Origin of the sequence: Nocardia bhagyanarayanae (genome assembly GCF_006716565.1) — a bacterium.
GTDB lineage: Bacteria > Actinomycetota > Actinomycetes > Mycobacteriales > Mycobacteriaceae > Nocardia > Nocardia bhagyanarayanae.
Genome location: NZ_VFPG01000001.1, coordinates 4985305 through 5006709, shown reverse-complemented (window position 1 = coordinate 5006709; position 21405 = coordinate 4985305). Strand labels below are relative to the sequence as shown.

General features: G+C 65.9%; 23 protein-coding genes. 8 read left to right on the top strand and 15 right to left on the bottom strand.

Translation table 11 applies throughout. From position 1 onward, the window contains the following. Positions 1–129 precede the first annotated feature (129 nt). The 7 genes from FB390_RS21655 (at position 130) to FB390_RS21630 (ending at position 4782) form a co-directional block, all read left to right on the top strand. Positions 130–1014 (top strand): hypothetical protein, encoded by an 885-nt coding sequence (locus tag FB390_RS21655; RefSeq protein ID WP_141810583.1) that lies wholly within the window; start codon positions 130–132, stop codon positions 1012–1014. Beyond that, positions 1014–1574 (top strand): hypothetical protein, encoded by a 561-nt coding sequence (locus tag FB390_RS21650; protein WP_141810582.1) that lies wholly within the window; start codon positions 1014–1016, stop codon positions 1572–1574. The genes FB390_RS21655 and FB390_RS21650 overlap by 1 nt, the downstream gene beginning before the upstream one ends. Positions 1575–1597: 23 nt before the next feature. Beyond that, entirely contained in the window at positions 1598–2011 is a 414-nt protein-coding gene (locus tag FB390_RS21645) for a hypothetical protein (protein ID WP_141810581.1), read from the top strand. 334 nt (positions 2012–2345) lie between these two features. After that, entirely contained in the window at positions 2346–2546 is a 201-nt protein-coding gene (locus FB390_RS33635; protein WP_185757269.1) for a cold-shock protein, read from the top strand. Continuing rightward, positions 2543–3160 carry a TetR/AcrR family transcriptional regulator gene (locus FB390_RS21640; RefSeq protein ID WP_185757119.1) on the top strand — a complete coding sequence of 206 codons (618 nt, stop codon included), beginning with the start codon at positions 2543–2545 and terminating at the stop codon, positions 3158–3160. The genes FB390_RS33635 and FB390_RS21640 overlap by 4 nt, the downstream gene beginning before the upstream one ends. A 113-nt stretch (positions 3161–3273) precedes the next feature. Then, positions 3274–3462, top strand: coding sequence for a hypothetical protein (locus tag FB390_RS21635; RefSeq protein WP_141810579.1), 189 nt, complete (start codon positions 3274–3276; stop codon positions 3460–3462). A gap of 156 nt (positions 3463–3618) precedes the next feature. Further along, positions 3619–4782, top strand: a complete 1164-nt coding sequence (locus FB390_RS21630) for a UDP-N-acetylglucosamine--N-acetylmuramyl-(pentapeptide) pyrophosphoryl-undecaprenol N-acetylglucosamine transferase (RefSeq protein ID WP_221639336.1) — start codon at positions 3619–3621, stop codon at positions 4780–4782. 6 nt (positions 4783–4788) lie between these two features. Here FB390_RS21630 and FB390_RS21625 read toward each other — a convergent pair whose 3' ends face one another. The 3 genes from FB390_RS21625 to FB390_RS21615 are packed head-to-tail and all read right to left on the bottom strand — an operon-like array spanning position 4789 to position 7914. Continuing rightward, positions 4789–5922, bottom strand: coding sequence for a DegT/DnrJ/EryC1/StrS family aminotransferase (locus FB390_RS21625; protein ID WP_141810578.1), 1134 nt, complete (start codon positions 5920–5922; stop codon positions 4789–4791). Beyond that, entirely contained in the window at positions 5906–6895 is a 990-nt protein-coding gene (locus FB390_RS21620) for an ATP-grasp domain-containing protein (RefSeq protein ID WP_141810577.1), read from the bottom strand. The genes FB390_RS21625 and FB390_RS21620 overlap by 17 nt, the downstream gene beginning before the upstream one ends. Continuing rightward, on the bottom strand, positions 6892–7914 hold the full coding sequence (locus FB390_RS21615; protein WP_221639335.1) for a dTDP-glucose 4,6-dehydratase: 1023 nt from the start codon (positions 7912–7914) through the stop codon (positions 6892–6894). Before FB390_RS21615 ends, FB390_RS21620 begins: the two co-directional genes overlap by 4 nt. Before the next feature lie 51 nt (positions 7915–7965). On the opposite strand from FB390_RS21615, the gene FB390_RS21610 reads away from it, so the two are divergent. Further along, positions 7966–9171: a helix-turn-helix domain-containing protein gene (locus FB390_RS21610; RefSeq protein ID WP_185757118.1), complete on the top strand. Its 1206-nt coding sequence runs from the start codon at positions 7966–7968 to the stop codon at positions 9169–9171. A 799-nt stretch (positions 9172–9970) separates the two neighbouring features. Here the strand turns inward: FB390_RS21610 and FB390_RS21605 are convergent. The 12 genes from FB390_RS21605 to FB390_RS21555 form a co-directional block, all read right to left on the bottom strand. Continuing rightward, positions 9971–10717: an AbiTii domain-containing protein gene (locus FB390_RS21605; RefSeq protein ID WP_141810574.1), complete on the bottom strand. Its 747-nt coding sequence runs from the start codon at positions 10715–10717 to the stop codon at positions 9971–9973. 31 nt (positions 10718–10748) lie between these two features. Further along, positions 10749–11393 carry a hypothetical protein gene (locus FB390_RS21600; RefSeq protein WP_141810573.1) on the bottom strand — a complete coding sequence of 215 codons (645 nt, stop codon included), beginning with the start codon at positions 11391–11393 and terminating at the stop codon, positions 10749–10751. Further along, positions 11390–11683, bottom strand: a complete 294-nt coding sequence (locus FB390_RS34660; protein ID WP_141810572.1) for an AbiTii domain-containing protein — start codon at positions 11681–11683, stop codon at positions 11390–11392. The genes FB390_RS21600 and FB390_RS34660 overlap by 4 nt, the downstream gene beginning before the upstream one ends. A gap of 2 nt (positions 11684–11685) precedes the next feature. Beyond that, positions 11686–12621 (bottom strand): AbiTii domain-containing protein, encoded by a 936-nt coding sequence (locus tag FB390_RS21590; protein WP_141810571.1) that lies wholly within the window; start codon positions 12619–12621, stop codon positions 11686–11688. Between the two features lie 461 nt (positions 12622–13082). Next, the gene (locus FB390_RS21585; protein ID WP_141810570.1) at positions 13083–14102 is read right to left on the bottom strand and encodes a restriction endonuclease; all 1020 of its coding nucleotides are present in this window, start codon (positions 14100–14102) and stop codon (positions 13083–13085) included. A gap of 604 nt (positions 14103–14706) precedes the next feature. Next, positions 14707–15288 carry a hypothetical protein gene (locus FB390_RS21580; RefSeq protein WP_141810569.1) on the bottom strand — a complete coding sequence of 194 codons (582 nt, stop codon included), beginning with the start codon at positions 15286–15288 and terminating at the stop codon, positions 14707–14709. A 426-nt stretch (positions 15289–15714) separates the two neighbouring features. Further along, positions 15715–16647, bottom strand: a complete 933-nt coding sequence (locus FB390_RS21575; protein ID WP_141810568.1) for a hypothetical protein — start codon at positions 16645–16647, stop codon at positions 15715–15717. Between the two features lie 160 nt (positions 16648–16807). Further along, positions 16808–17242 (bottom strand): hypothetical protein, encoded by a 435-nt coding sequence (locus FB390_RS21570; protein ID WP_141810567.1) that lies wholly within the window; start codon positions 17240–17242, stop codon positions 16808–16810. Continuing rightward, positions 17235–17369 carry a hypothetical protein gene (locus FB390_RS34655; RefSeq protein ID WP_281292399.1) on the bottom strand — a complete coding sequence of 45 codons (135 nt, stop codon included), beginning with the start codon at positions 17367–17369 and terminating at the stop codon, positions 17235–17237. The genes FB390_RS21570 and FB390_RS34655 overlap by 8 nt, the downstream gene beginning before the upstream one ends. 28 nt (positions 17370–17397) lie before the next feature. Beyond that, positions 17398–18306, bottom strand: a complete 909-nt coding sequence (locus FB390_RS21565) for a DUF4913 domain-containing protein (protein ID WP_141810566.1) — start codon at positions 18304–18306, stop codon at positions 17398–17400. Next, positions 18300–20207 carry a type IV secretory system conjugative DNA transfer family protein gene (locus tag FB390_RS21560; protein WP_141810565.1) on the bottom strand — a complete coding sequence of 636 codons (1908 nt, stop codon included), beginning with the start codon at positions 20205–20207 and terminating at the stop codon, positions 18300–18302. Before FB390_RS21560 ends, FB390_RS21565 begins: the two co-directional genes overlap by 7 nt. A gap of 48 nt (positions 20208–20255) precedes the next feature. Beyond that, on the bottom strand, positions 20256–21374 hold the full coding sequence (locus FB390_RS21555) for a hypothetical protein (protein ID WP_141810564.1): 1119 nt from the start codon (positions 21372–21374) through the stop codon (positions 20256–20258). Positions 21375–21405 lie beyond the last annotated feature (31 nt).

Below are 21405 nucleotides of genomic sequence, written 5' to 3'. Positions count from 1 at the left end.
CGGTGCTCAATCAGCCAACTGCGGGGCCATCGGAGTTGTGGGCACAGGCCGCCACACTTCTGTCAGCTGGGCTCGAAGACGACTAGCAGGAGGTTCGCTGTCATGTGGTTCGGGTATGCCCGTTCGGAATTGCTGCCCATGCAGGTACGCGGTGCCGTTCGGCGCGCAATGCACGAGTACGCGGACTATTTCGGCTTCGGCTCCGGTGAGGTGATCATCGAGCCGACAGCACCGGAGCAGGTACTGCGGGACATGCTCGCCGAGGTTGATCGCCGAGAACCGGCTGCTGCGGTGATGACGCGATTACACCAGGTCGCTCGATCGTGGGATATCGACCTGCGACGGGTGTTCGACGCCGATTCTCCACGCACCCAAGCGCTGTGGAAGATCATGGACGCCATCGAGGGCGCGGCCGGTGGTCACCTGATCGTGCCGTCACGGCAACATCTGACCAGTCTCGGTCCGTCCGGACAGGCAGTCCTCCAGCGCTTTACCCGGACTACCAACGCCGATCTCTACTTCCTCGAGCCGGTCGACCGGGACCTTCTCGCGCCGCTGACCGACTCCGAAGATGCCCGCTTCCCCGAAATACGCCAAGGCGAGCGCGTGCTCGTCGAATCACGTGTCGGAGCAATACCGGCGGTGGCCAGGCTCGATGCACTGTATGAGCTGTCTCGCCGTGGCTGGCCGGAGATGATGGCCCCGGTTGACGCGTTGTATCTGGCGTTGGTGAACGACGCCGTGGCTGCGGCCGAAGCTGTCGGTGTTGTCGCGTTCGGCCCAGGCGGTGCGGATGGTGTCATCCGGCTGCTTCAACGCGATGACGGGCTCCTGGTGGTCGAGCTGGACGAGTCCCGCCCCCGAGTCGATGAACCCAGCCCAGCCCTGTCCGCGCTGTGCGCGCAGGCCGACCGGTACACCGAGCAGGGACGCACGTTCACCCGGTGCACGTTGGCCTCGGAGCTCTCGCCCGAGTCAACCGCGTTGTCGGTCGGATGCCGAGGTGAACGGTGATGGGCGGCGCGGCGCAGGCGAGTCGGAGGCACCGGCGGCCGTCGCGCTGTGAGGAAGGCGTGCCGACCAATCCGACCGCGTTGTTGTCGTCGGACCATCTTCAGGCCGCGATCGCCGGTCATCTCGATGACCAAGCGGGTTCGCCGTTGATTGGGTGGGCGCGCGAGCTGGGCGACCTGCACGCGACGCTGTTGACCGGTTGGCTCAATCCGGCTCGACGGCCTGCGGACTTCGACGAGATGGTGTTGCGCAGTCGGATCAGCGAAGTGATCGGTGAGATCGATTCGTGGACGGTGTTCGTTCTGCCTCGCGCGGCGGCGGGCGCACGCAAGCACACCCACACCCTCGGCGAAGTGATCAGCCATGTCGCCAAGACCTATGCCGAGGCGTGGTGGACGGTGCTGCACACCAGCGAAGAGCAACCCGAACTGCGGCATGAGGCGTGGTTCCACCTCGGTCAAGTCCACGAGGCCTACGCCGATCTCGTCAACGACCTCTATGCCCGCCGAATCGAGCTGCCGCTGGGCTGGCGCGGCATCACCGGGACCCCAAGGACATGACCATCACCAGAACAGGAGTAACAATGCCGGTGGACTCGCATGACCCGAGCTTGGCCGGGCTGCCGCAAGCCAAGGATTGGCTCGCCCTTTTCGCAGCGTGGGCACCCGCCCATGAACAGTCGTCCACACCGGACTGGATGGCGATGCTTTCGGCACCGCTGATCGAGGCGCATCCTCGCCGCTCCCGGCTCGCGGGCGCCGACCTGGAGGCCCTCGATGATGAGATCTCGTGGATCGTCCGCACGATCGACCGGAAACTGGCGCCGATCGTTGACCTCGCCGCCGCCGAGCTCGGAATGGGCACGTTGGTCTCGACGGTGGCCGCGCAGTGGGTGACGTACGCCGAACGGTCCCACGACGATCTTGCCCGCGCTGCATTGTCGGACGCTCAGCGTGCCTACAGTCATCGCGCCGAACGTCTGCTGCCCTGGCGGTGAGGACAATAGTGATCGGACGAGCGCGACCGGGAAGTCGTGCATGCGTCCGGACGCCGAGCGCGGGCAGGCCGCAGCGGCGATGCTCAGCGCCCAGTGCGACACCACGAGAACCGAGCGGCCGCGGTTGCGCTTCTTCGTGACCGTCCTGGACTACTCGGCCATCGCCCTCGTCATCGGCGAGCTGATCACCACGATCATCCGCCGCCGCGCTCTCACGGCCCCACCGCAACGTCCTCAGCGGCTACGACGCCGATCACCGCGACAGCCACTGACATCGAACACCACCAACCGAACCCTCTCCCCATCCCGAATCACAACCAATTTCGAGGAACCCATGGAAACCGGCACAGTCAAATGGTTCGACGAGGCCAAAGGCTTCGGATTCATCGCCAGCGATACCGGCGGCGACATCTTCGTCCACCACTCCGAAATCCAGACCGACGGCTGGCGCTCCCTCGACGAGGGACAGCGCGTCCAGTTCGTCCGAGGCAAGGGCCCGAAAGGCGCTGCCGCACAGCAGGTTCAGCCGCTGTGAACGTCGATCACCAACCCATCGACTGCGTGCTGGGCGCCGCGGACACCGACGCCCAGCTGCCTTTGACTGCGACCCGCGACCGTCTCCTGCGCGCGGCAACCGAGTTGCTGCTGACCCGCGGCTACGCCGACACCAACATCCACAGGATCTGCCGAGCCGCCGGGACAAGCTACAGCACCTTCACCCACTACTTCGGCCGCAAACGCCACATCGCCCACGAAGTCGCCGACACCCTCGCCACCCGCGCGACCCACCGCATCTCACGGACCATCCCCCGCGACACCGACCACCTCATCACCACCCTCGCCATCTGGGCGAGCATCCTGGCGACCAGACCCGGATGGGTATCGCTGGAATTCGCACTCGCCGCCCTCGACGACACCAGCCGCACCGAAGTCAGCGACCGAGTCGGCGTCATCGGCGACGCGCTCACCGAACTGCTCACCGCCACCACATTCGACACTTCCGGACCCAGGATCGATGTCGACCTGGTGGTGACGTTCCTATTCACCGTCGTCATCGGCATGAGCGTGCAACACGACAACGGCATCGACACAACGATCTCCGGCATCAGACCCCACATCGAGCTCATCCTGCGCACCGCTCAACTCTGAGAACAGAACGCAAACGGCGCAACGACTTCGGCGCACCGGCCGTTCGTCTTGCCAGCCTCTCCATCGCCGCGCCAACCCCGCCGCTACGACCATCGCTTACCAGGAGCACCCTCATGGACACCACCACCGAAACCGACCTCCTCGCGCGCCAGCGCGCCAACCCCAACACCAGCGATGCTCTGCTGAGCGAAAAGCAGGTCCTGGCGATTCCGACCAGCGCTGATCGCGAGCTGCTGCACGCCAGGCTGTCCGGTCTGCGCGCCGAACTCGACCGAGCGGCCATCCAGGCGTGCTCGGCGTAGCGGGCGGGGGAGACAAGCAGTGCCCCGCTCAGTGGCGGCGTTGGGGCGCTTCCGTTCGGCGATTTTCGGCGCTGAACGGGGCGCTCATTGGATCGATGCGGTTTTATCCCAGCCCGTCGCGTTCGATGGCATGGCGATGCCCCTACGATCACGGGCGTGACTGACAAGCTTCGGGTCGTGCTCACCGGCGGTGGAACCGGTGGCCATGTGTTTCCTGCTCTGGCAGTGGCACGCCAGCTGCGTGAGTTGGCCGGTCCGATTGAGTTGTTGTGGATCGGTCAGGCCGGGTCGCTCGAGCAGCGAACCGCCGAAACTGAAGGTATAGCTTTTGCTTCGGTGCAGGTGGGCAAGCTTCGCCGTGACCGTAACCCGCTGGCGATGCTCAACCGCGCGAACCTCACCGATCTGGGTCGTGTCCCGGTGGGTGCGCTGCAGGCCATACGGGCGGTGGCTGGGTTCAAACCCGATGTGGTGCTGGCCACCGGTGGGTTCGTAGCGCTGCCCGTTGGCTTGGCGGCACGGCTATTGCGCGTCCCGCTGGTCGTGCACGAACAGACGGTCGGTCTTGGGCTGGCGAACCGAGTATTGGCCAAGGGCGCGGCCAGGATCGCGTTGACGGCCGAAGCCAGCATCGCGCTGCTGGGACCGCGTCTACGCGCTCGCGCGATCGTCACCGGAAACCCGGTGCGCGCATCGATTCTCGGCGGAGAACCCGCGCGGGCGCGAACACAGCTCGGGACTGGGTTCGATCCCGGGTTGCCGACGGTCTATGTCACTGGCGGCGCCCAAGGTTCGCGGGAGATCAACAGTGTGGTTGCCGAGTTGCTGCCGTGGATGTTAATGCGCTCCAATGTGATTCATCAGGCAGGGCCGTCCAACGTGGAGGCACTGTCGGTGGCCGTCGCTGGTCTGCCCGCCGAGTTGTCCGCCCGATATCACCTGTGTGGGTTCGTCTCCGGTGATCTGGTGGCTGATGTGCTGGCGTTGGCCGATGTGGTGATCAGCCGCAGCGGCGCGGGAACCCTCGCCGAGCTGACCGCGGTCGGCCGGGCTGCGGTGCTGTTGCCGTTGGCGTCCTCGGCTGGGGGTGAGCAAGCCAAAGCGGCACGGCTGCTGTCGGAGTCGGGAGCAGCGGTCACTGTGAGCGAGGGGATCACGGCGGAGGCAGTGCAGGCTGCGGTGGAGCTGTTGCTGGCTGATCCTGCTCGGCGGGAGGCGATTGCGGCGCGGGCGCGCAAGCTCGGTCGTCCGGACGCCGCGGCGGCGCTGACCGATGTGGTGGTCCAGGCCGCGGGAGCGGTTCCAGCGGCCCGGCGGTGATTTCGGTCAGGACAAAATCGCGGTCAGGGTCGATGTGACGGTGGTGACGTCGTGTTCGGTCATCGCGGGATGAAACGGCAGCGACAGCAGCTCACTGGCGGTGGCTTCGGTCGCCGGTAGTGGCCGGTGTCGGGTCCACCGCCGAAACGCCGGTTGAGTGTGGTTGGGCGGGTAGTGCACACCGACACCGATCCCGGCTTCCTTCATCCGGGCGAACACCACGTCACGATCTGGCACCCGGACCACCGCGTTGAACGGGATCGTGTAGTCGATATCGACGTCGATCAGCTCGACGTTGTCGATGTCGACGAGCGCGCGGGCGTAGGCGCGCCACAGGGTCACCCGACGCTCGGCGACGATGTGATGATGGCGCAGCTGAACTCGTCCGACCGCGGCGTGCACAGCGGACAGGTGATACGGCAGCCCAGTTCCGTCGACCAGGTAGTCGGTGCTGCGGATCCGTTCGGCCTGTTTGGCACGGATGCCGAGTAGCCGCAGGGTGCGCAGCCGTTCGGCTTCGCGCCGGTCACGCGGGACGATGGCACCGCCTTCGATGCTGGTGATGGTCTTGATGGGGCCGAAGCTGAAACAGGTAAGTGCCCCGGTCGTTCCGACGAGCCTGCCGTCACGGTGTCGTGACCCGAAAGCGTGTGCGGCGTCTTCGACGACCGTGATTCGGTGTTCCGCCAGCTCCGGGGCGAGGGCCCTTAGATCGACGGCGCGACCTCCGTAGTGCACTGGCAGCACGGCTCTGGTGTCGTCGGTGATCGCCGCGGCGACGGTGTCGGCGGTGACACATTGGGTGTGCGGGTCGACGTCGGCGAACCTGGGGACCGCGCCGACGGCTCGGATGGCGTGCACGGTGGCGCAGAACGTTTGCGCGGGCACCACCACATCATCACCGCGTCCGATACCGGCCGCCAGCAACGCCAGATGGAGGGCAGCGGTGCAGCGGGAGACGGCCACCACGTCGGGCACGCCGAGGAAGGCAGCTAGTTCGGCCTCGAACTGCTCGGTTTCCGTGTGGTGACCGTACTGGCCGGCCATCAACGCCGCGGTCATCGCCTCGATCTCCGGGCCGTGCAGGAACGGGGCAGCGTTGCGTGCGTAGGCGGGCCCGATGTCACTGCGAGACAGCATGATTGGCTCCATTGGTTACGACGAGAGTGTCGATGTACTTCGTGAGGGTCACCCCTGGTCGATAGGTGAGCCGGGAATGGTCGACCGCTCCAGCGAGCAGACCGGCGAGCAGCTGTCCGATCAGGTCGGCGCCCGCGGCTTCGGCGGCCAGGAACGCCCCTGCCGGGCGGAGGTTGACCTCGGTGACCAGCACCCGGTCGGGTGTGTGATCGGCGAGGAAGCCTTGGACGCAGACCAGGCCGGTCGCCTCGACCGCGGTCAGAGTCGCCCGGACCACAGAGTCAGTGTGGCCGTCGGTGATGGTGCGGGTCACGAACGCGAGGCCGCCCTTGGTCAGCAACCGCTCGCGCAGGATCACCGAGGTCCGGCCGTCGCGCCCGACCAGGCAGTCCGCAGTGAACTCACGTCCACGGGCACGGGCCTGCACGATCGGGTCGGCCACCACCAGACACGCGGCTTGCGCTTGTTCTCGACCGCGGCAGAAGATCACCCCTTGCGAGCCGTGCCCGTGGCGGGGCTTGACCACCAGTTCCGCATCGGCGGGCACGGTGTCGAGCTGGTCGGGAAGCCACGTGGCCGGTGTCGGTAGCCCCGCAACGGTGACGACACGATGGAAGGCGGCCTTGTCGGTACAGGCGGTGATCGATTGCAGCGGCGGCAACCACGTTGCCACCCCGACACGGTCCAGGGCAGGCACGAGTGAAACAAGCTGCGGCAGTTCCTGTTGCACGGTCGAGATCAAGGCATCGACCCGCTGTTCGCGGCACACCTCGAGCAGCCGCTTGGTGTAGTCAGCGTGTCCGACCGGCGCGCACACCCGCGGTATCAGACCGGGCAGGCGCAGGCCGTTGGCATAGGCGTCGGCGTCGACCCCGACCACTGTGCACCCAAGCTCCTGCAGTCGGCGGGCGGAGTCGAATCCAGGCTGACCGCCGATTCCGGTCACCAAGACCCGTGGGTCGCGGGCGGTCATGCGACCACCGTCCGTGCACCAGCCAGCATCGGTGCCCACCGGTCCGGACGCTGCTGATACCAGACGATGGTCTCCGCCAGCCCTTCCCGGATGTCGCGGCGCGGCCGGTAGCCCAGCGCGGCGGCCTTGTCGATGCTCATCGCGTACCGGCGGTCGTTGCATTGACGATCCGGTGTCCGCTGCACTCGATCCCATCCGACACCGAACGCCTCCAGCAGCAGCTTGGTGAGCTCGGCGTTGGTCAGGTCTGTGCCACCACCGAGGTTGTACACCTGCCCCGGCGTCCCGGCGCGACGCACCAACTCCAGTCCGGCGCAGTTGTCGGCGACGTGCAGCCAGTTGCGGACATGGCGGCCGTCGCCGTGCAGAACGACCTTCTCGCCCCGGATCAGGCGGGTGATGTGAGCGGGAATGATCTTCTCCGGGTGCTGACGGGGACCGAAATTGTTGCTCGAGCGCGTCACGCACACCGGGACACCATAGGTGCGGTGATACGACAGCGCCAGCAGGTCCGCGGCGGCCTTCGACGCCGCATACGGCACCGTAGGCGCCAGTGGTGCGTCCTCGCTCGCGGCCCCGGTCTGCAGCGGCCCGTACACCTCATCCGTGGACACGTGCACGAACCGGTCGACGCCCCGGTGGCGAGCCGCATCCAACAGCACCTGCGTGCCCGAGACGTTGGTCCCGACGAATCGCCCGGCGTCACGCAGCGAGTGATCGACATGCGATTCGGCGGCCAAATGCACGATCTGATCGTGGTTTTCGACCAGCCCGGACACCAGTTCGATATCAAGGATCGAACCAACCACCAGTCGCACGCGCGGTGACAGCAGCGCAGAACCCAGGTTCTCCGCGTGACCGGCGTAAGTCAGGGCGTCGAGCACGGTGATCTGTTCGACGTCATCGGCATCCAGCAGATGCCGAACATAGTGGGAGCCAATGAAACCGGCTCCGCCGGTGACCAGGATTCTGCTCACGAATGCCTCCTGAGAGTGGGATGCATTCGATGGTGTGGGCACCAAAGATCGGAATCGTCTACAGCCGTCTACACCTACTCCTACCATCGGAGAATGACGACGCCGGATTCCGCGATGGTCGGTGCACGGTTGCGGGCGGCACGGGAAGCGGCGGGCATGTCGCTGGATGCTGTCGCGGCCCGAACCTCCTGGAGCAAAGCCGCCCTCGGCCATTTCGAGACCGGCAGGCGCACACCGAACGCCGATGTGATCTCCTGCTACGAACGACTCTTCAAAGCTGCGATCGACCCTGTGACCGCGATGAGCACCCTTGGGAGGAATGACGTGGACAGACGTTCGTTCCTGCGTCGCGCCGCCTACTCCGCCGCGACCAGCGCCAGCGCCTTGGCGTTGCCCGCCGAACCGGTCCAGCGCCTCATTGCCACCGACGACACCCGTCTGGTCGGAATAGGCGAAGTGCAGGCCTTGCGGCACGTGATCGACGCATTCGCGCGGCTCGACGAACATCGCGGCGGCGGTGTCGGCCGCACCGCGGTCGCCGAACTGCTGGCCACCGACGTCACCGACATGCTCCGCGCCCGCCACGCCTCCGGTAGCGTTCGCGCGCAAGCTTTCTCAGCCGCCGCTGAGCTGGCATATCTCGCCGGATTCAAAGCCCACGACGCCGGACACCACGGCCTTGCGCAACGCTACTACCTCACCGCGCTCGAGCTGGCCACCGAATCCGGCATACCCGGCCACGACGGATGGGTGTTCCGTATCCTCGCACTCCAAGGCGCAGACCTCGGGCAACGCCGATTCTGTGTCGACCTAGCCGAAGAAGCCGTCCGACGGGTACGCGGAAGGGTCGACACAGCCACCGAGGCCGTATTCACGGTGGCGCTCGCACGCTGCCATGCCGAAACCGGCCAGCACGAACAGGCCCGCACCGTGCTGACTGCCGCCGAACCCGGCATCCACACCGACCATGTGGCGGCGGTCCCCCCATGGTGTGCATGGTGGTGCGGCGACAAAGCCACCGCCCACAACCAGACAGCGAAAGCCTTTCGCGCCCTGAGTGAATGGCGCGAAGCCGAAGCACACCACCTCGAAGCCGCGTCATTCTGGGATCCATCCCAGCACCGGCGGGTGTGGGGCCGCACCATCGCCGACGTCGGCGTCGCACGCTGGGAATACGGCGACCACAGTGGGGCTCTAGAAGCCTGGGCCTCGGCCGTCCCGATACTGAAGACCCTGCAGTCGACTCGCGCCGACGGCGCTCTCAAACGTATACGACGCCGAGCACCTGAGCTGGTGTAGCGCGTCAGACCCACCAACGTGTACAGGCTGCGGCCAGGAGCTTGCAGGCGTATCGAAACGCGATCTCGGCGCATTCGGTTTCGCGCGCACCGACCACACGGTTCTCCTATGCGCGGGGCTAGCCGCAACAGCACGCGTGGCTAGATCGGTGAACCGTGACGCCGTTCATCGGCGAATTCTGGCGTGGCCACGGACGAGCAGAATGCGGCATCGGCGAAAGGTGACGTCACGGTCGGGGTCCCCGACCGAGCGCCCAGCGGCAATACAGGGCGTTCTGCGCCGCATCCGATCGCACCACATGACTGAACTTTCGGGGGAAGTGGCGGCAGGGATACCGAAAGGGCGTCCGCACATGCCGAGTTCGAAGTGCTGATGGAAGTCGGACCGTTCTTGGTTCGACTGGAGCCCGGTCGGCCGAGCGATCCTGATTTTCCGACCGCGCAGTCACGGTTCGATGAGCAAGCCGCGGAGCTAGACCACAACGAAGACGACGACTGATCCTGCGTGATGCTGAGACCCCTGGTGTCACGCCGGGGTCCTCAGGTTTTGTGAGAGTCGTTCGCGTGGACCGGTTTCCGGTGAGATCTGTCCAACTCGGTGGAAAATCGGTAAGGAGGTCGCCCGGACAAATGACACACTATCTGGGGCCGAAATGGGGGCTGGTGAAATGTCCTACGTGCGTGGTCTGCGGCGCACCGGTTGAGGCTTCTGTTTGCTGCCGGCAGCCTGACCAGCGGTGCGGCACCCTATCTTATTCTGGCACAAAGCTTTTCAAGCCGTCGCCGTAGTACATGTCGCGTCACGGCCGCCTGAACCAGCTCCGCCATCGTTGCTGCCATGGTTCGCCGGAGAGGGAGGGCGCGTATTGGGCCTGCGTGCCGGCTGGGCCTTGGCCGATGACACCAGTATTGTTCTCGACGTTCACGTGGTACTCGTCGCGTGAGCCGTTCACATGCACGTGAACGGCCGCGTCGGCTTGTCGCCGAGTCGGTAGCTGGTCGAGCGGCACGTGCTCGGCCATGTCCATCACCATCTCGACGAGCGTGGTCCGGACAACACTGAGCACACCTGCCAGGGATACCGACGAAACCCTGTAGTAGAGATCGGCGATCCAGGGGTCGCCATCCTTCCGCGCGCAGTTCCACCGCCACGCAGCGAACTTGAGGCTCTCCAACCGAATCTGGTGCGTTTCCTTGCTGTCGGCCATGCCAGCGAGATCCTCGATCGGTGCCCTAAACGACACCAATTCGGGGATGAGATCCCTGGCGTCGGCCGGGGCCATGTACCGGGAGACAGAGTATCCCCGCACGTAGACCTGGGAGATGGACATGGAATCGAGGTAGAGCGGTAACCGGAGTTTCCGGTAGTCCGGGACCTCGGCACGGCCCTCGTATCCTTTGAGCTCGCTGGATGCCCACGAACGTAGCACCTCGGATCCGGTGACCGCTCCGAGCGCTAGGCACGTGCGCAGAAGTCCCGCCAAGGATTCGCTCTCGTCGAGAACTCGTTCACGAAGATCGCGGAGCAGTTCGGCATCGGCCACCATCCCAGGTCACGCCATCCTCTTCGGCGACGCGTCACATCGCCGAGGTGATCGCGCCGACCACCGCAGAGGCCGTCTCGGAAGCAACGGCGCCACCGAACGCACCACCGAACACAGCGCCCATACGTTGGAGGGCTCGCCAGCGGCTGCGGACCGCTTCGGGTTCCGGATTGTCCTGGCACACTGCTTCTTCGAAGTCGTCGACGGTCCGTGCGGCATCGGCACGATCGTCGTCATCACCGATCTCGGCGACCGCGGTTCGCAGTCGCTCGAGCAGATCGGCCAGCTCCTGGCCCGTGTTCGTGACGTGCTGCGTCTGCGAAGAACCGGGGCCCTGGCCGATGACGCCGGAGTTAGTACCGACCTTGATGTGGTACTGATCCCGGGAGCCGTGCAGGTTTACTTGCACCGCGGAATCGACCTGGTTGCGCGGGGGCAGCCCGTCGAAGGGAACGTCTCTCGTCATGTCAGCCACCATCTCCACCAGTGTCGTCCGGATCTTTCCGACAATCCCCGCCATTGCCGCAGGCGAGGTCAGACAATACGCTTGCTCGACTCGTGTGAAGGGAATGCCTTCAGCTCTTCTGGCCGCCGCCAACAAGCCATTATGGCGGTGCTGGCGAGGCTTGATCGACGTTGCCAAGCTCTCCAGTTCCTCGACGGACTGTGAGACCTTCATCGCCTGGAGCCTCTCGCGGTCTTCCTGAGGTGCCACACCGCGACGGAGTATCTGTGCCTCGGCATGGCGCCGATCCAGCCGTCGACCGTCAGCGACATCTGGAGCCGCCGATATTTCGGCACCTCGTCCTGCGCGTCGTAACCGTGCAGTTCGGCACTTGCCCAGGCGCGCAGGGCATCCGAGCCGGTTTCGGTGCCGAGTAGCAGGCACGTGCCCAAGAGCCCGGCCAAGGGTTCGGACTCGTCGATCACACGCCGCCGGAGGTTCTCCATCACGTAACTGGTAGACATCGCTAGGTGAGCGCTCCTACCGCTGCTTGAACGCCTTCGCTTACGGCGGCGGTGAGCGCCACGTTCCCGATGCCGGCGGCCAACCGGCTGAGCATCCCGCCCCGGCGGCGCATTGTCTCCGGATCACCGTGAGCGACAGCTTCTTCGAAGTCGTCGACCGATTGGGCGAGGACGGCGCGATCGTCGGGATCGTCGATTTCTGCCAGCGCCGCCCGGATCGCCGCGAGGGCCGCCTCCGGAGTCGAGTTTGTGCCGTTGTGCTGGGCTTGGGCCGACGCGGTGCCTTGGCCGATCACACCGTGGTTGGTGCCGACCTCGACGTTGTACTGCTCATGGGTTCCCCCGTGGACGTGGACCTGCACGGCCGCGTCGACCTGGTTGCGTGTCGGCAGCTGATCGAGAGGCAGGTCTTGGGTCATGTCGAGCACCATCTCCAGCAGGGTCGTGCGGATTGTGCCGAGCAGGCCGGGGACGGTCGAGTCGGAGGTCATGTAGTAGAGCTGGACGATCTTCTGTGCGAACGGCAGCTTCTTGTTCCAGACGGAGGCCGCGAAGCTCAGTCCGGCAAACCCGATTCGATGGCTGCCGTTCATGGCCGCGAGGTCTTCGACCGGTTGCCGGAACGCGATGGTTTCCGCGATGAACTCCTGCGCATCCGGCGGCGCGGCCAATCTCGCGATGTTCTGCCCCTGTAGGAATGTATTGCCGCTGGTCGAATCGACGAACAGCGGAAGGGACAATTCGCGGTAGTCCGGAACCTTCTCTTCGGGGCCGTAGCCCTTCAATTCCTGAGTCGCCCACCGTCGTAGCTCCGTGGACTTCGTGATCGCGCCCAGCGCCAGGCATGTGCGCAGCAAACCCGCGAGGGGCTCGTTTTCATCGAGGACTCGCGCACGGAGGTCTCGAAGCAGATCTGCATCCGCCATGGTGACCAGCATGGCAGACACCTCCGACATAACCCGCATCGATAGACGGCAACGCCAGCGTGCACGGGGCGGTCGCGACCTAGCTACCGAATTCCCAAGTCCGCCGCGATGTGGTCGAAGCGGTCGAGCAGTTCGTCGAGCAGAGGGCGACCGGTGCACGCTGTGGTCCAGCATCATCGAGTTCGGTACCGTCGAGGTCGGCGAGCAGGGTTTCCAGGCGCAGGTGCCTGAAAGGGTCGGGAGCGTGGGCTAGGACCAGCTGCCAGCGCTCGAACATCGCGACCGCACATGTTTGCGGGTTTCCGTTGGCAGGCAAGCGAAGCAGCGGTTGGGCGCCGATGCGAACCCCGCTGGAGGTGACGGCGACTTCGCGCGGGCGCAGGCCCGCGATCTGGCGCGCGAGGACTGACCACCCGAGGCCAGCAGCAGGATGACCGCGCCGAGGCGCCCGAACAGGGCTTCAACTGGGAGGGCTAGGGCCTCGGCACCGGAATCCCCACGGCGTCGAGTACGGGCGCCAGTTCGGGGTGAAGCCTGACTCGCTCGTCGAGGTCGACCTGTTCCAGACGTTGGACAAGTTGATCACGACGCAACCGCCAACTCGGGCGGCCGCCGGAATCATTGAGCCCCATGCACTCTTCCAACGATCCTGGGATCCACAGCAGCCGGGCGTGACCACCCGCGGCGTTGGTCTGATCGACCAGCTCTTGAACCTCCCGACCTGATCGGCGTCCGGCCGGGTCTTCCTCAAGGATGGCGGTAAACGGCATGTCTTCCCCGGCTATCTGGAGTACCGCATCGATCATGCGTGCCATGTTCCCGGGCCCAGCAGTAGCCATAAGTTGAACTGGCTGCACGGCGTTTCGGACGTCGCGCCAATACTCGAAAACCAACTCGTCGAATCGCCCTTCGACGAAGACTGTGCGCGGCGGGAGCCCGACCGTTGTCCCGAGGCGCGCACTCCTCAGAAGATCGTTCAGTGGCAGGTAGGGAGTGCCGGATTCCGCTGCGGCGCGAAGCTTCCAGCGAATCGCCTTCGCGATATCGATCTGGTCTTCGACAACGAGTCCCACGTCAGCGCCGTCGAAAAGCACTATGTTCAGCTCTTTACCCGCGACCAAGGCCTCGACGGCGTCGGTGCTGTAACCGCTCATGCTGAAGAACAGGCCGATAGTGCCGGTGAGTTTGCCTTCGACCTTGCCTTTGAACTGGTAGAGGCTTGAGGCCGGATGGACTGCGGTGGTCCATTTCGCTTCGAACAGATATGTCCGCCCGTCTAACCAAATCGAACCGTCAATCTCCTCTCCTAGCGGTCGATAGCTCGATCGCGGATCTAGATCAGCTTCGGTGAACATCTCGATGAGCGCTGCTTCGAACTCCCGGCCCCGGTTTGCCTTCTCTTCCTTCGTCGCGCTCGACGGAAGCGTGTGGGCAGCACCGAACCATGCCCTCCAGCCGCCAGCGGCTGCTACTGCCTCGCTTGCCTTGCTCATCGCCGGCCCCGCCCGACGTCGATCCCCGACGACCGCGTCTGTCTGTGTGAGTGCACCGCTTAATTCTCTGCGCGACCCGCAGAACGGGCATCACCGGGGCTACTGCCGCCACCAACGGGTGTGGTGCTCGCCTCGGTGTAGTGGCTGGCAGCGAATCGCGACGCGGTATCTGCTCTACCCGGGTTCTGCTTGGCGAGGGCGCAGCCTCGAATCTGCGCTGCCCCAGACCTGGGATCTCCTTCTTCGATCCGTATCCGGCGTATCGCCCGGCTGACTGACGTCTTGGCTTGAGCGCAGCTGACACAACGTGAAATCGCCATTTCCGCGCGTTCGGCGGACGCGCCCGAGCGTGGGAACACGCTAGCTGGTGACACGTCGTGGTTCACCGATGATCGACGTCGAAATTCACCACGTAGCCACACGCGTGGATCCGCAGAACGCGGGTCCTGATGAGGACTGGCGAGCCAGCGCTTCTACGATGCTTCGACCATCCGGCTGGGTGGCAGTCCGAGATCGTCCGCACATCGGCAGCGGCGGACGTCCTGGGGCGTGGTGTCGCGGGGCGGCCGCTCGCCCCGCAGGGCCAACGGCAGATGCTGCGGAGTCAGCGCTCCGCGCCTGATGCGCATTCGTAGTGCACGCCGGTTTGGGACGTTTCGGTGTCCGGTATTTCGGGTTCGTCCCACGCGGTGCAGGTGTCGGGGCCGAGCCACGCGGCGTGGATGGCGTTCGCGGTGCCGATACCGTCTTCGGTTGGCGAGGACAAGGTCTCGTAAGCAATGTAGCGTGCTCGCCCGAACAAGACGTTGGCCGGCGACGGATCTTGTCCAAGTGGTGGGACCGCCGCGGCGCGTGCAGCGCGTCGCAGGCTTGCCATCGAGTTGCGGACACGATCGGCGATGCGTGGGGTGGTGTAGTCGCGCCAGAGCGCGTCGAGGTCTTGGAGGTTGTAGTCGCGGTACTTCTCGATCGCAGCTCGCCATGTCCCGTCGCTAATCCGCCATGGGGGCGGCCGCTCGCGTCCGGCGTGCATGGCCTGCACAGCAGCGCTGATGTGGGCACGGCTCCACAGCGCGTTGAGGTTGCGGCGAAGCCCTTCAGCTGCAGCGGGATCGGGTTCGGTGGTGATGCCTCGGGCAGCGAGGCGATGCTCGCGGACGACGGTGAGTGCGACCATCTCGATCATCGAGCCGCGGTCGGTGCTGATCCGCGACGGTGTCTGCCGCTGTGGGTCCCACGGCATCGGTGGGAACATATTGCGCTGCGACCAGCACCGGCCGGTGCGGCCCCACTCCCGTGCCAGAGCGATCCATGCACGCGGTGCCCCGGCCCGCACCGCGTCGTACTCGGCTTCTTGGCGGGCATGGACGGTTCGGTCGAGTTGCGCGGCGGCCCGCGGATTGGTCGCCTCCGCGGTTTCGATCGTCTTCCGCACCCGCGCGGCGTCGGCGGCTAGGTCTTGGACGCGACGTAGCGCGGTAGCCTGCCGGATCGGCAGATCGCGGCCTCGCACCGACGACGCGACGCTTCCCCTACTCATGGGCGTCGCTCACTATGGCGTCGTCGTCTCGCGGTCTCAGGCCTCTGCCGAGTTCGGGTGTCTGTTCGCGGATCACAGCGACCGCCCGTCGGTGTCGCTGAATGTCGGCTCAGTCGGCCAGTCCGCGTATTCGGCGTAGGTGTCCGTGCCGGCTTCCGCGCTGCCGGAGCTGTCGCTGAACAAGGCTGCACCGCTGTCGCTTTCGACGCCAGCAGCGGGAGCTCGAGTAAGGTTGGCCGCGGCGATCGCGGTGCCGGCACCAGTGCCGGTTACAGCGAGTTCATCCTGGATGAGTTCGACAAGGTCGGTCGGCTTCGGTGGTGGGGTGAACCGCTGGAGGGCTTTGGGTTTCACACCGGCCTCGGCCAGGCCGATGGCTTGCCAGCCGTAGCTCCAAGCGTTCAGCCTCGCCGCTTCACTCCACGCAGCGGCGACGCGGGCGCGGTCCAGGGCACCGAGGTCGGTGACGGCACTGCGCGCCCAGGTTTGGGCATCACCCCAGACTCCTCGAGCTTCCTGGGCCGTGACTGCGGCCAGGCGGGCCACCGACACCATGCGCTGCCACATCAGATCCATCACGAGATCCACCGTGCTGGAGGTCTCCTCGTCGGCGCGGTGCAGGTCGAAATGCCATGCGGCAGCCTGCAGTCCCGTGATCGACCGCAGAAGGTCTGCGTCGGCGCGCAGACCGGCCAGTATCTGAGCGCGATCGACCGGTTGTTCTGCGGGCCGCAACCACAAATCCGGATGCCAGTAGCGTCCCTTTTCGCCGCGCTCGGTGACGTGCGCGACCCACGATGAGGGGATTCCCCCGGCGAGTGCGGCCTGCTTCAGCGCTTCGGCCATCGCCACCCGGTCGTCCCACTCCTCTCTCGTCACCGACAGCTGGGGTTCGGTCGCGGTGGGCACGGGCTCTCGGCCGGAAGCGCTGATAGCGGTGTTCTCCGCGGTCAGATCCTGCAGTGTCTGCAACACCTTCTTTTCCAACGCGGTTGGTTTACGCATCAGTGAGGCTCCTTTTCAGTCGGAGAATGGGTCACCAGCGCACCGGCGAGGCGCGGGGCATCACCCATCAGCGTGGGCTGAGGTGGGCAGATGCGCGCCGGTTAGTTCAACAGCGGGCAGGCGTCGCATTCGTCGATCTCGGTGAAGACTCTCGAGCTGGTCACAGCAGGCCCTCACCCTCTGCGATCTCGGGTGAGTCGTCCGGCGGTGCGGCCCCGGCGCCGTCGTCGATCTCCCGTTCCTGCGCTGCCTGTCCTTGGCCCCGATCGACCGTCGTGGCTGGCGCGTCGAGTAGATTCGCGGCCGAAAGAGCGCCTCGCACCGTGGGATTGCCATCACGCAACTGCGCTCCGCCTTTGTCGCGATCGCCGTCGTGATCGTTCGACGCAGTCGATGGTGGTGAGAGCGGCTTGGCATTGGCGGAGGGTTTGGCACGCAGGTGGTGCGGCCATTTCTCGGGCGGCAACGTCGTCATCAGCACCGCATCGTCGTCGGCCAGCGAGCCGTCTGGGCCGCGCGACTTCAGGTCGTCGAACATCACCCATCGCCCGAACCGCATCAGCAGGTCACGGGCTCGGCGCATCCAGTCATCCATCGCCCACCTCGGCGGTGCGCTGCTGCCCCAGCAGCAATCGGCTGATTGCGAGCGCGGTGTCGTAGCCTTCGGCCCGCCAAGGCGACAGGACTGTGCGTCGCTCTGGGGGCTGTGCAGGACGTTTCATCGAATTTGGCTCCTCGTCCTCGTTTCAGCTATTGGTCGACTGCCCGCAGGGCGCGGAAGTCGGGGCCGAACCCGAGATCCTCGGTGGGAGTCGCGATTCCGGGCGTTGCGAACCAGTCGCGTGGAGGTGTGCTGAACGGCAGGCCCGGCACACTGACGTGTTCGTCAGGTCGGCAGCGGTGTAGGGGTCCGTTGGCGGCGTCGAGGATCGACCGGAGGTGGGGGTCGAGGTGGCGGACGATGTAGCCCGACATCGCGGTCTTGTCCTCGGCGCGCAGTGCGGCTTCGAATCCTCGATGTAGTGCGGCGAATCGTATTGCCACGGCGCGGTGTTCCCACCATCGTTGACACCAGGTGTACTGGCCTTCTCGGGAGTTGGCGGCGATCCGGACGGCGGTCGTAGGCAACAGCCACTGCTCGACGAACTGCACGAAATCACCGAATCGTGGTGGTGGCGGCTTCCGCTCGCTGTCGTCGCCTCCACTGTCGGTGTCGGGGTCCGCTGTGGCGGGTGCGGGCTGACGAGGTGGCGGGGCCAGGGCAGTCCCGAAGTAGTTGAACGGGACGGGGTCGAAGGGCAGTGACGCCAGTGGGACGTGGACCGCGCGGGTGCAGCGGTGTAGTGGTCCGTTGGCGGCGTCCAGGATGGTGCGGAAGTGGGCGTCGACGTGGCCGGACAGGTAGCTGCTCATTGCCGATCCGGCGCGGGACCGTCGGGTGGCTTCGAATGCGGTGTGCAGGTGCGCGATCCGGACCGCCACGGGACGATGCGCCCACCATTGGGTGCACCAGGTGTAGGTTTGCTCGCGGCGGGCCTCGGCGAGACGGACGTTGATCATCGGCAGCAACCACTGCTCGGCGAACTGCACGAAATCCCGGAACTGCGGTGCGGTAGCAGCGCCACCGCGCCCGGACCCCGTCCGCGCGGTGCTTACCATCCCCGCTCCCCTTCCCCGCTGTCTCCTTCGCTGTCGGTGTCGGCTGTGTCCGCGACAGACAATGTGGTGGCCTCCTCGGGGTCGGGTTGGTTTTCGAATCGGGCCAGCGATTCGGTAATGACCCCGGCGTGTTGGCTGTCGGTCCACCAGCGTTTGCGCACCAGCAGTGGTTTGTGCCCGGGAAGCCGGACCAGTGCTCGGTCTTTCGGGAGCGCCGCCAGTTCGGCGACGGAGAGGATCGGTTCGGCGCGCCAGCTGAGGCTGCGCTGAACGCCTCCGGGTCCGCGGCTACGGGACCTGTCGGCGACGTCATGGTCCCCGGTGAATTTCGACCACTGCTCGAGGTAGTCGAGTACGGCGATGCCCCCACCGTAGATCTCGATCGACTGGGCGCGCATCGTGCGCAATCCGTTGACACCCCAGAGGTCTTCGCCTTGTTCGATGACCTGCAGAATTGTGATCAGCATGATTCCACAGCCACCGGCGTAGGTGTAGTAGGACGGGAGTTCACCGATGCGGGCGCAGTTCGCGGCTTCGTCGAGCACGGCGGTCAGCGGGATGCGTAGCCGCCCGTCGGGGCGGGCTCGCGCGATCTGTAGTCCAGCTTCAAGAATCTGTCCGACTAGCGCCGCGGTCAGCGGAGTGGCGCTGTCGGCGCCGCTCATCGACAGCGCATACAGGGTGTCGCCGTCGGATCGCACGAATTCGACCGGCTTGAACTCCGGCAGCGAGTGAACAACTTCGTCGTCGAGCTCGGAATCCACAACGATCCTCGTCGTCCCCGTGCCAGGCAGGTCAGCTTCCCGTGCCCGCAGGCGCCGACGCCGCGGCGGGGTAACCAACCGCGCATACCCCTCATCCGATAGCGTGTTCAGGAATCGGCGGGCCATGTCGTAGAGGCCGTCCCGCTGGCGGGCGTAGAGCGCTTGCGATTCCAGGACCCGGTCAGCGGCGCGGTCGTGCCCGGCGTGACGCAGGATCAGCACAGGCGTCTGATCCTGGTCTCTGCCAAGCCATTCCGCGACGTGCAGCAGATCTCCGCGCGCGCTCGCCGCCGCCAGCAAATACAAGCTCAGCAATTCTTGTGCGCCGCCGTCGAAGTAGGAGTCGACGCGGGCATTGGCGGCCTGAGCTGCTGTCCCCGAGGATGCGGAGATGAAGAAGCTGGCCAGCTTGCGGGCCGCGGGCAGGGTGTCAACCGAGGCGAGCAGGTTCACCCAGAACCCGAGTTGCGCTGTGCCAGTCACTGCTTGCAGGTCGCACAGCCAGATCCGGCCGCGTCGTTCTCGCTCGGCCAGGGTGTGCCGGTACAGGTCGGGCTTGTTGCTCGTGGCCAAGCTCGGCCCCCACGCATCCAGTAGGAACGGGATCGCCCACACCATCGTTTTGCCGGTACGGGTTCCCGCGCAGATGGTGCATCCCAGTTCTGCAGGCAGATACAGCCCGACCCTGCCGACGACCGTCTCCCCCAGGAACGGGCCCGGCTTGGTCTGCATGTCGGGCGGTGCGGCCGCCAACAGCCGTTTGTTGGCGGCGAGGTTGTCAGCTTCGCGGGCCAGAGTGATCGTGGAGGGGCGCGCCATGGTCCGCGCGGCGGCGTCGACCTCGCTTACACCGCTGACCGATCGCCACAATCCCCGCCCCGTGACCGTTGCAGCGGCCAGCAGGATCACGGCGATGACGCTGGACTGCCATGGCCAAGGTCTGGTCCCGAGTGCGGCATCCAGGAGCGCGGAGACCGGGTCGCCGGTCGCCGGGAGTCCGGCCAGCCAGCTGCCGATCGTGAGCGCTACCCATCCACCGGCGATCAGCGCAATCAGCACGCCGGTCAACGGCAGGAGCGTGGTTTCCTCACTGAGTCCGCCTTTGGTGCGGCGGCGGGTTTCTCGGGACGCGAACATCGCGACACCTCCATAGTTGCGGTTGATTACGTTGAGCCACAGTTGGTTTCAGTCATCAGCGCCGTAGCCGAGCGAGTCGGGATCGGGGACGGTCATCGGCGGGTCCGGCTCGGGCGACCACCCGTCGATATTGGCTTCGGGAGGCAGAGCGGCACCGATCGCGGCACCGATCGAGTGGCCCGGCGGCGCGCGGTCCGGTACAGCCGCGGCGGTGGTCTCCAAGCCCGCCGGCACGCTAGGCAGGTCGAGTCGATTCCCTGCGACGGTGAGGTGGGTGGCAAGTTCTGACCAGCGGGTCCCGGTGAGTGCGCCACGGTAGACGGCGTGCAGATCCTCTTCGCTGGCACCGGCCGCGGCGGCCAGCTGTTTGGCCGTGCGTACGTCGTCCATCAGCGACTCGAGACGTCCAATGTGCTCCTGCTCGTGGCGCGGATCCCGATCCCAGTTCTCCGCCAGCCGGGTGTGCTCCGCCACCACGTCACGCAGGACCCGCAGTGCGGACAGGCGGGCGGCCAGTTCGCGATCTCGGCTGTCGCCTTCGACGGCGACCGGAGTGCTGCGCTTCGCGGGATCCACCTGTCGTATCGGGTCATCGCGGCCGCTCGAGCGGTCTCCCTGGTCGTCTTGTTCGTCCAGCAGCTCGTCGGTGGTGGCGATGATCGCCTCGACTGCGTCCATATCGAGCGAGGTGCTGTCGGGCCCGAAAAGGCGGTCCAACACTTTCCCCGACTCTTGGCCGGTGGCGGCACCGATGCTGCGCGACGGTGGAGGGCGCCATCGCGCCGCATCCTGACCGTTGTTCTCGATGACCGGATCGCGCCTGCCGGTGATCTCGGCAGCCTGGCGCAGGCTGCGCAGCATCGCTGCTGCGGCATCAGGAACCCCGGCTGCCGCGGCCTCGACCGCAGCCAACATCCGTGCGGCCCACGCGGGGTTGGTTCGCCATACCGCGAACGCCCCGGACAGTTCGTCCCACACCGGATGGGTGCCGTAACGTTTCGCCAGCGCCCGCGAGGCCGATTCCATATCCGCGGCTTGTTCGGCGCTTTCGGCGAAGCGGGCGATCTCCCGCAGCCTCAGGTGCTGAGTGAAGGCGGAACGAACATCAGCCTCGGCTACTTCTTCGGCGAACGCCTGGGTCGCCGAGGAATCGGATCGTGCACTCACGTGGCCGACCTCCGTTGTAAACGAGAGCCGC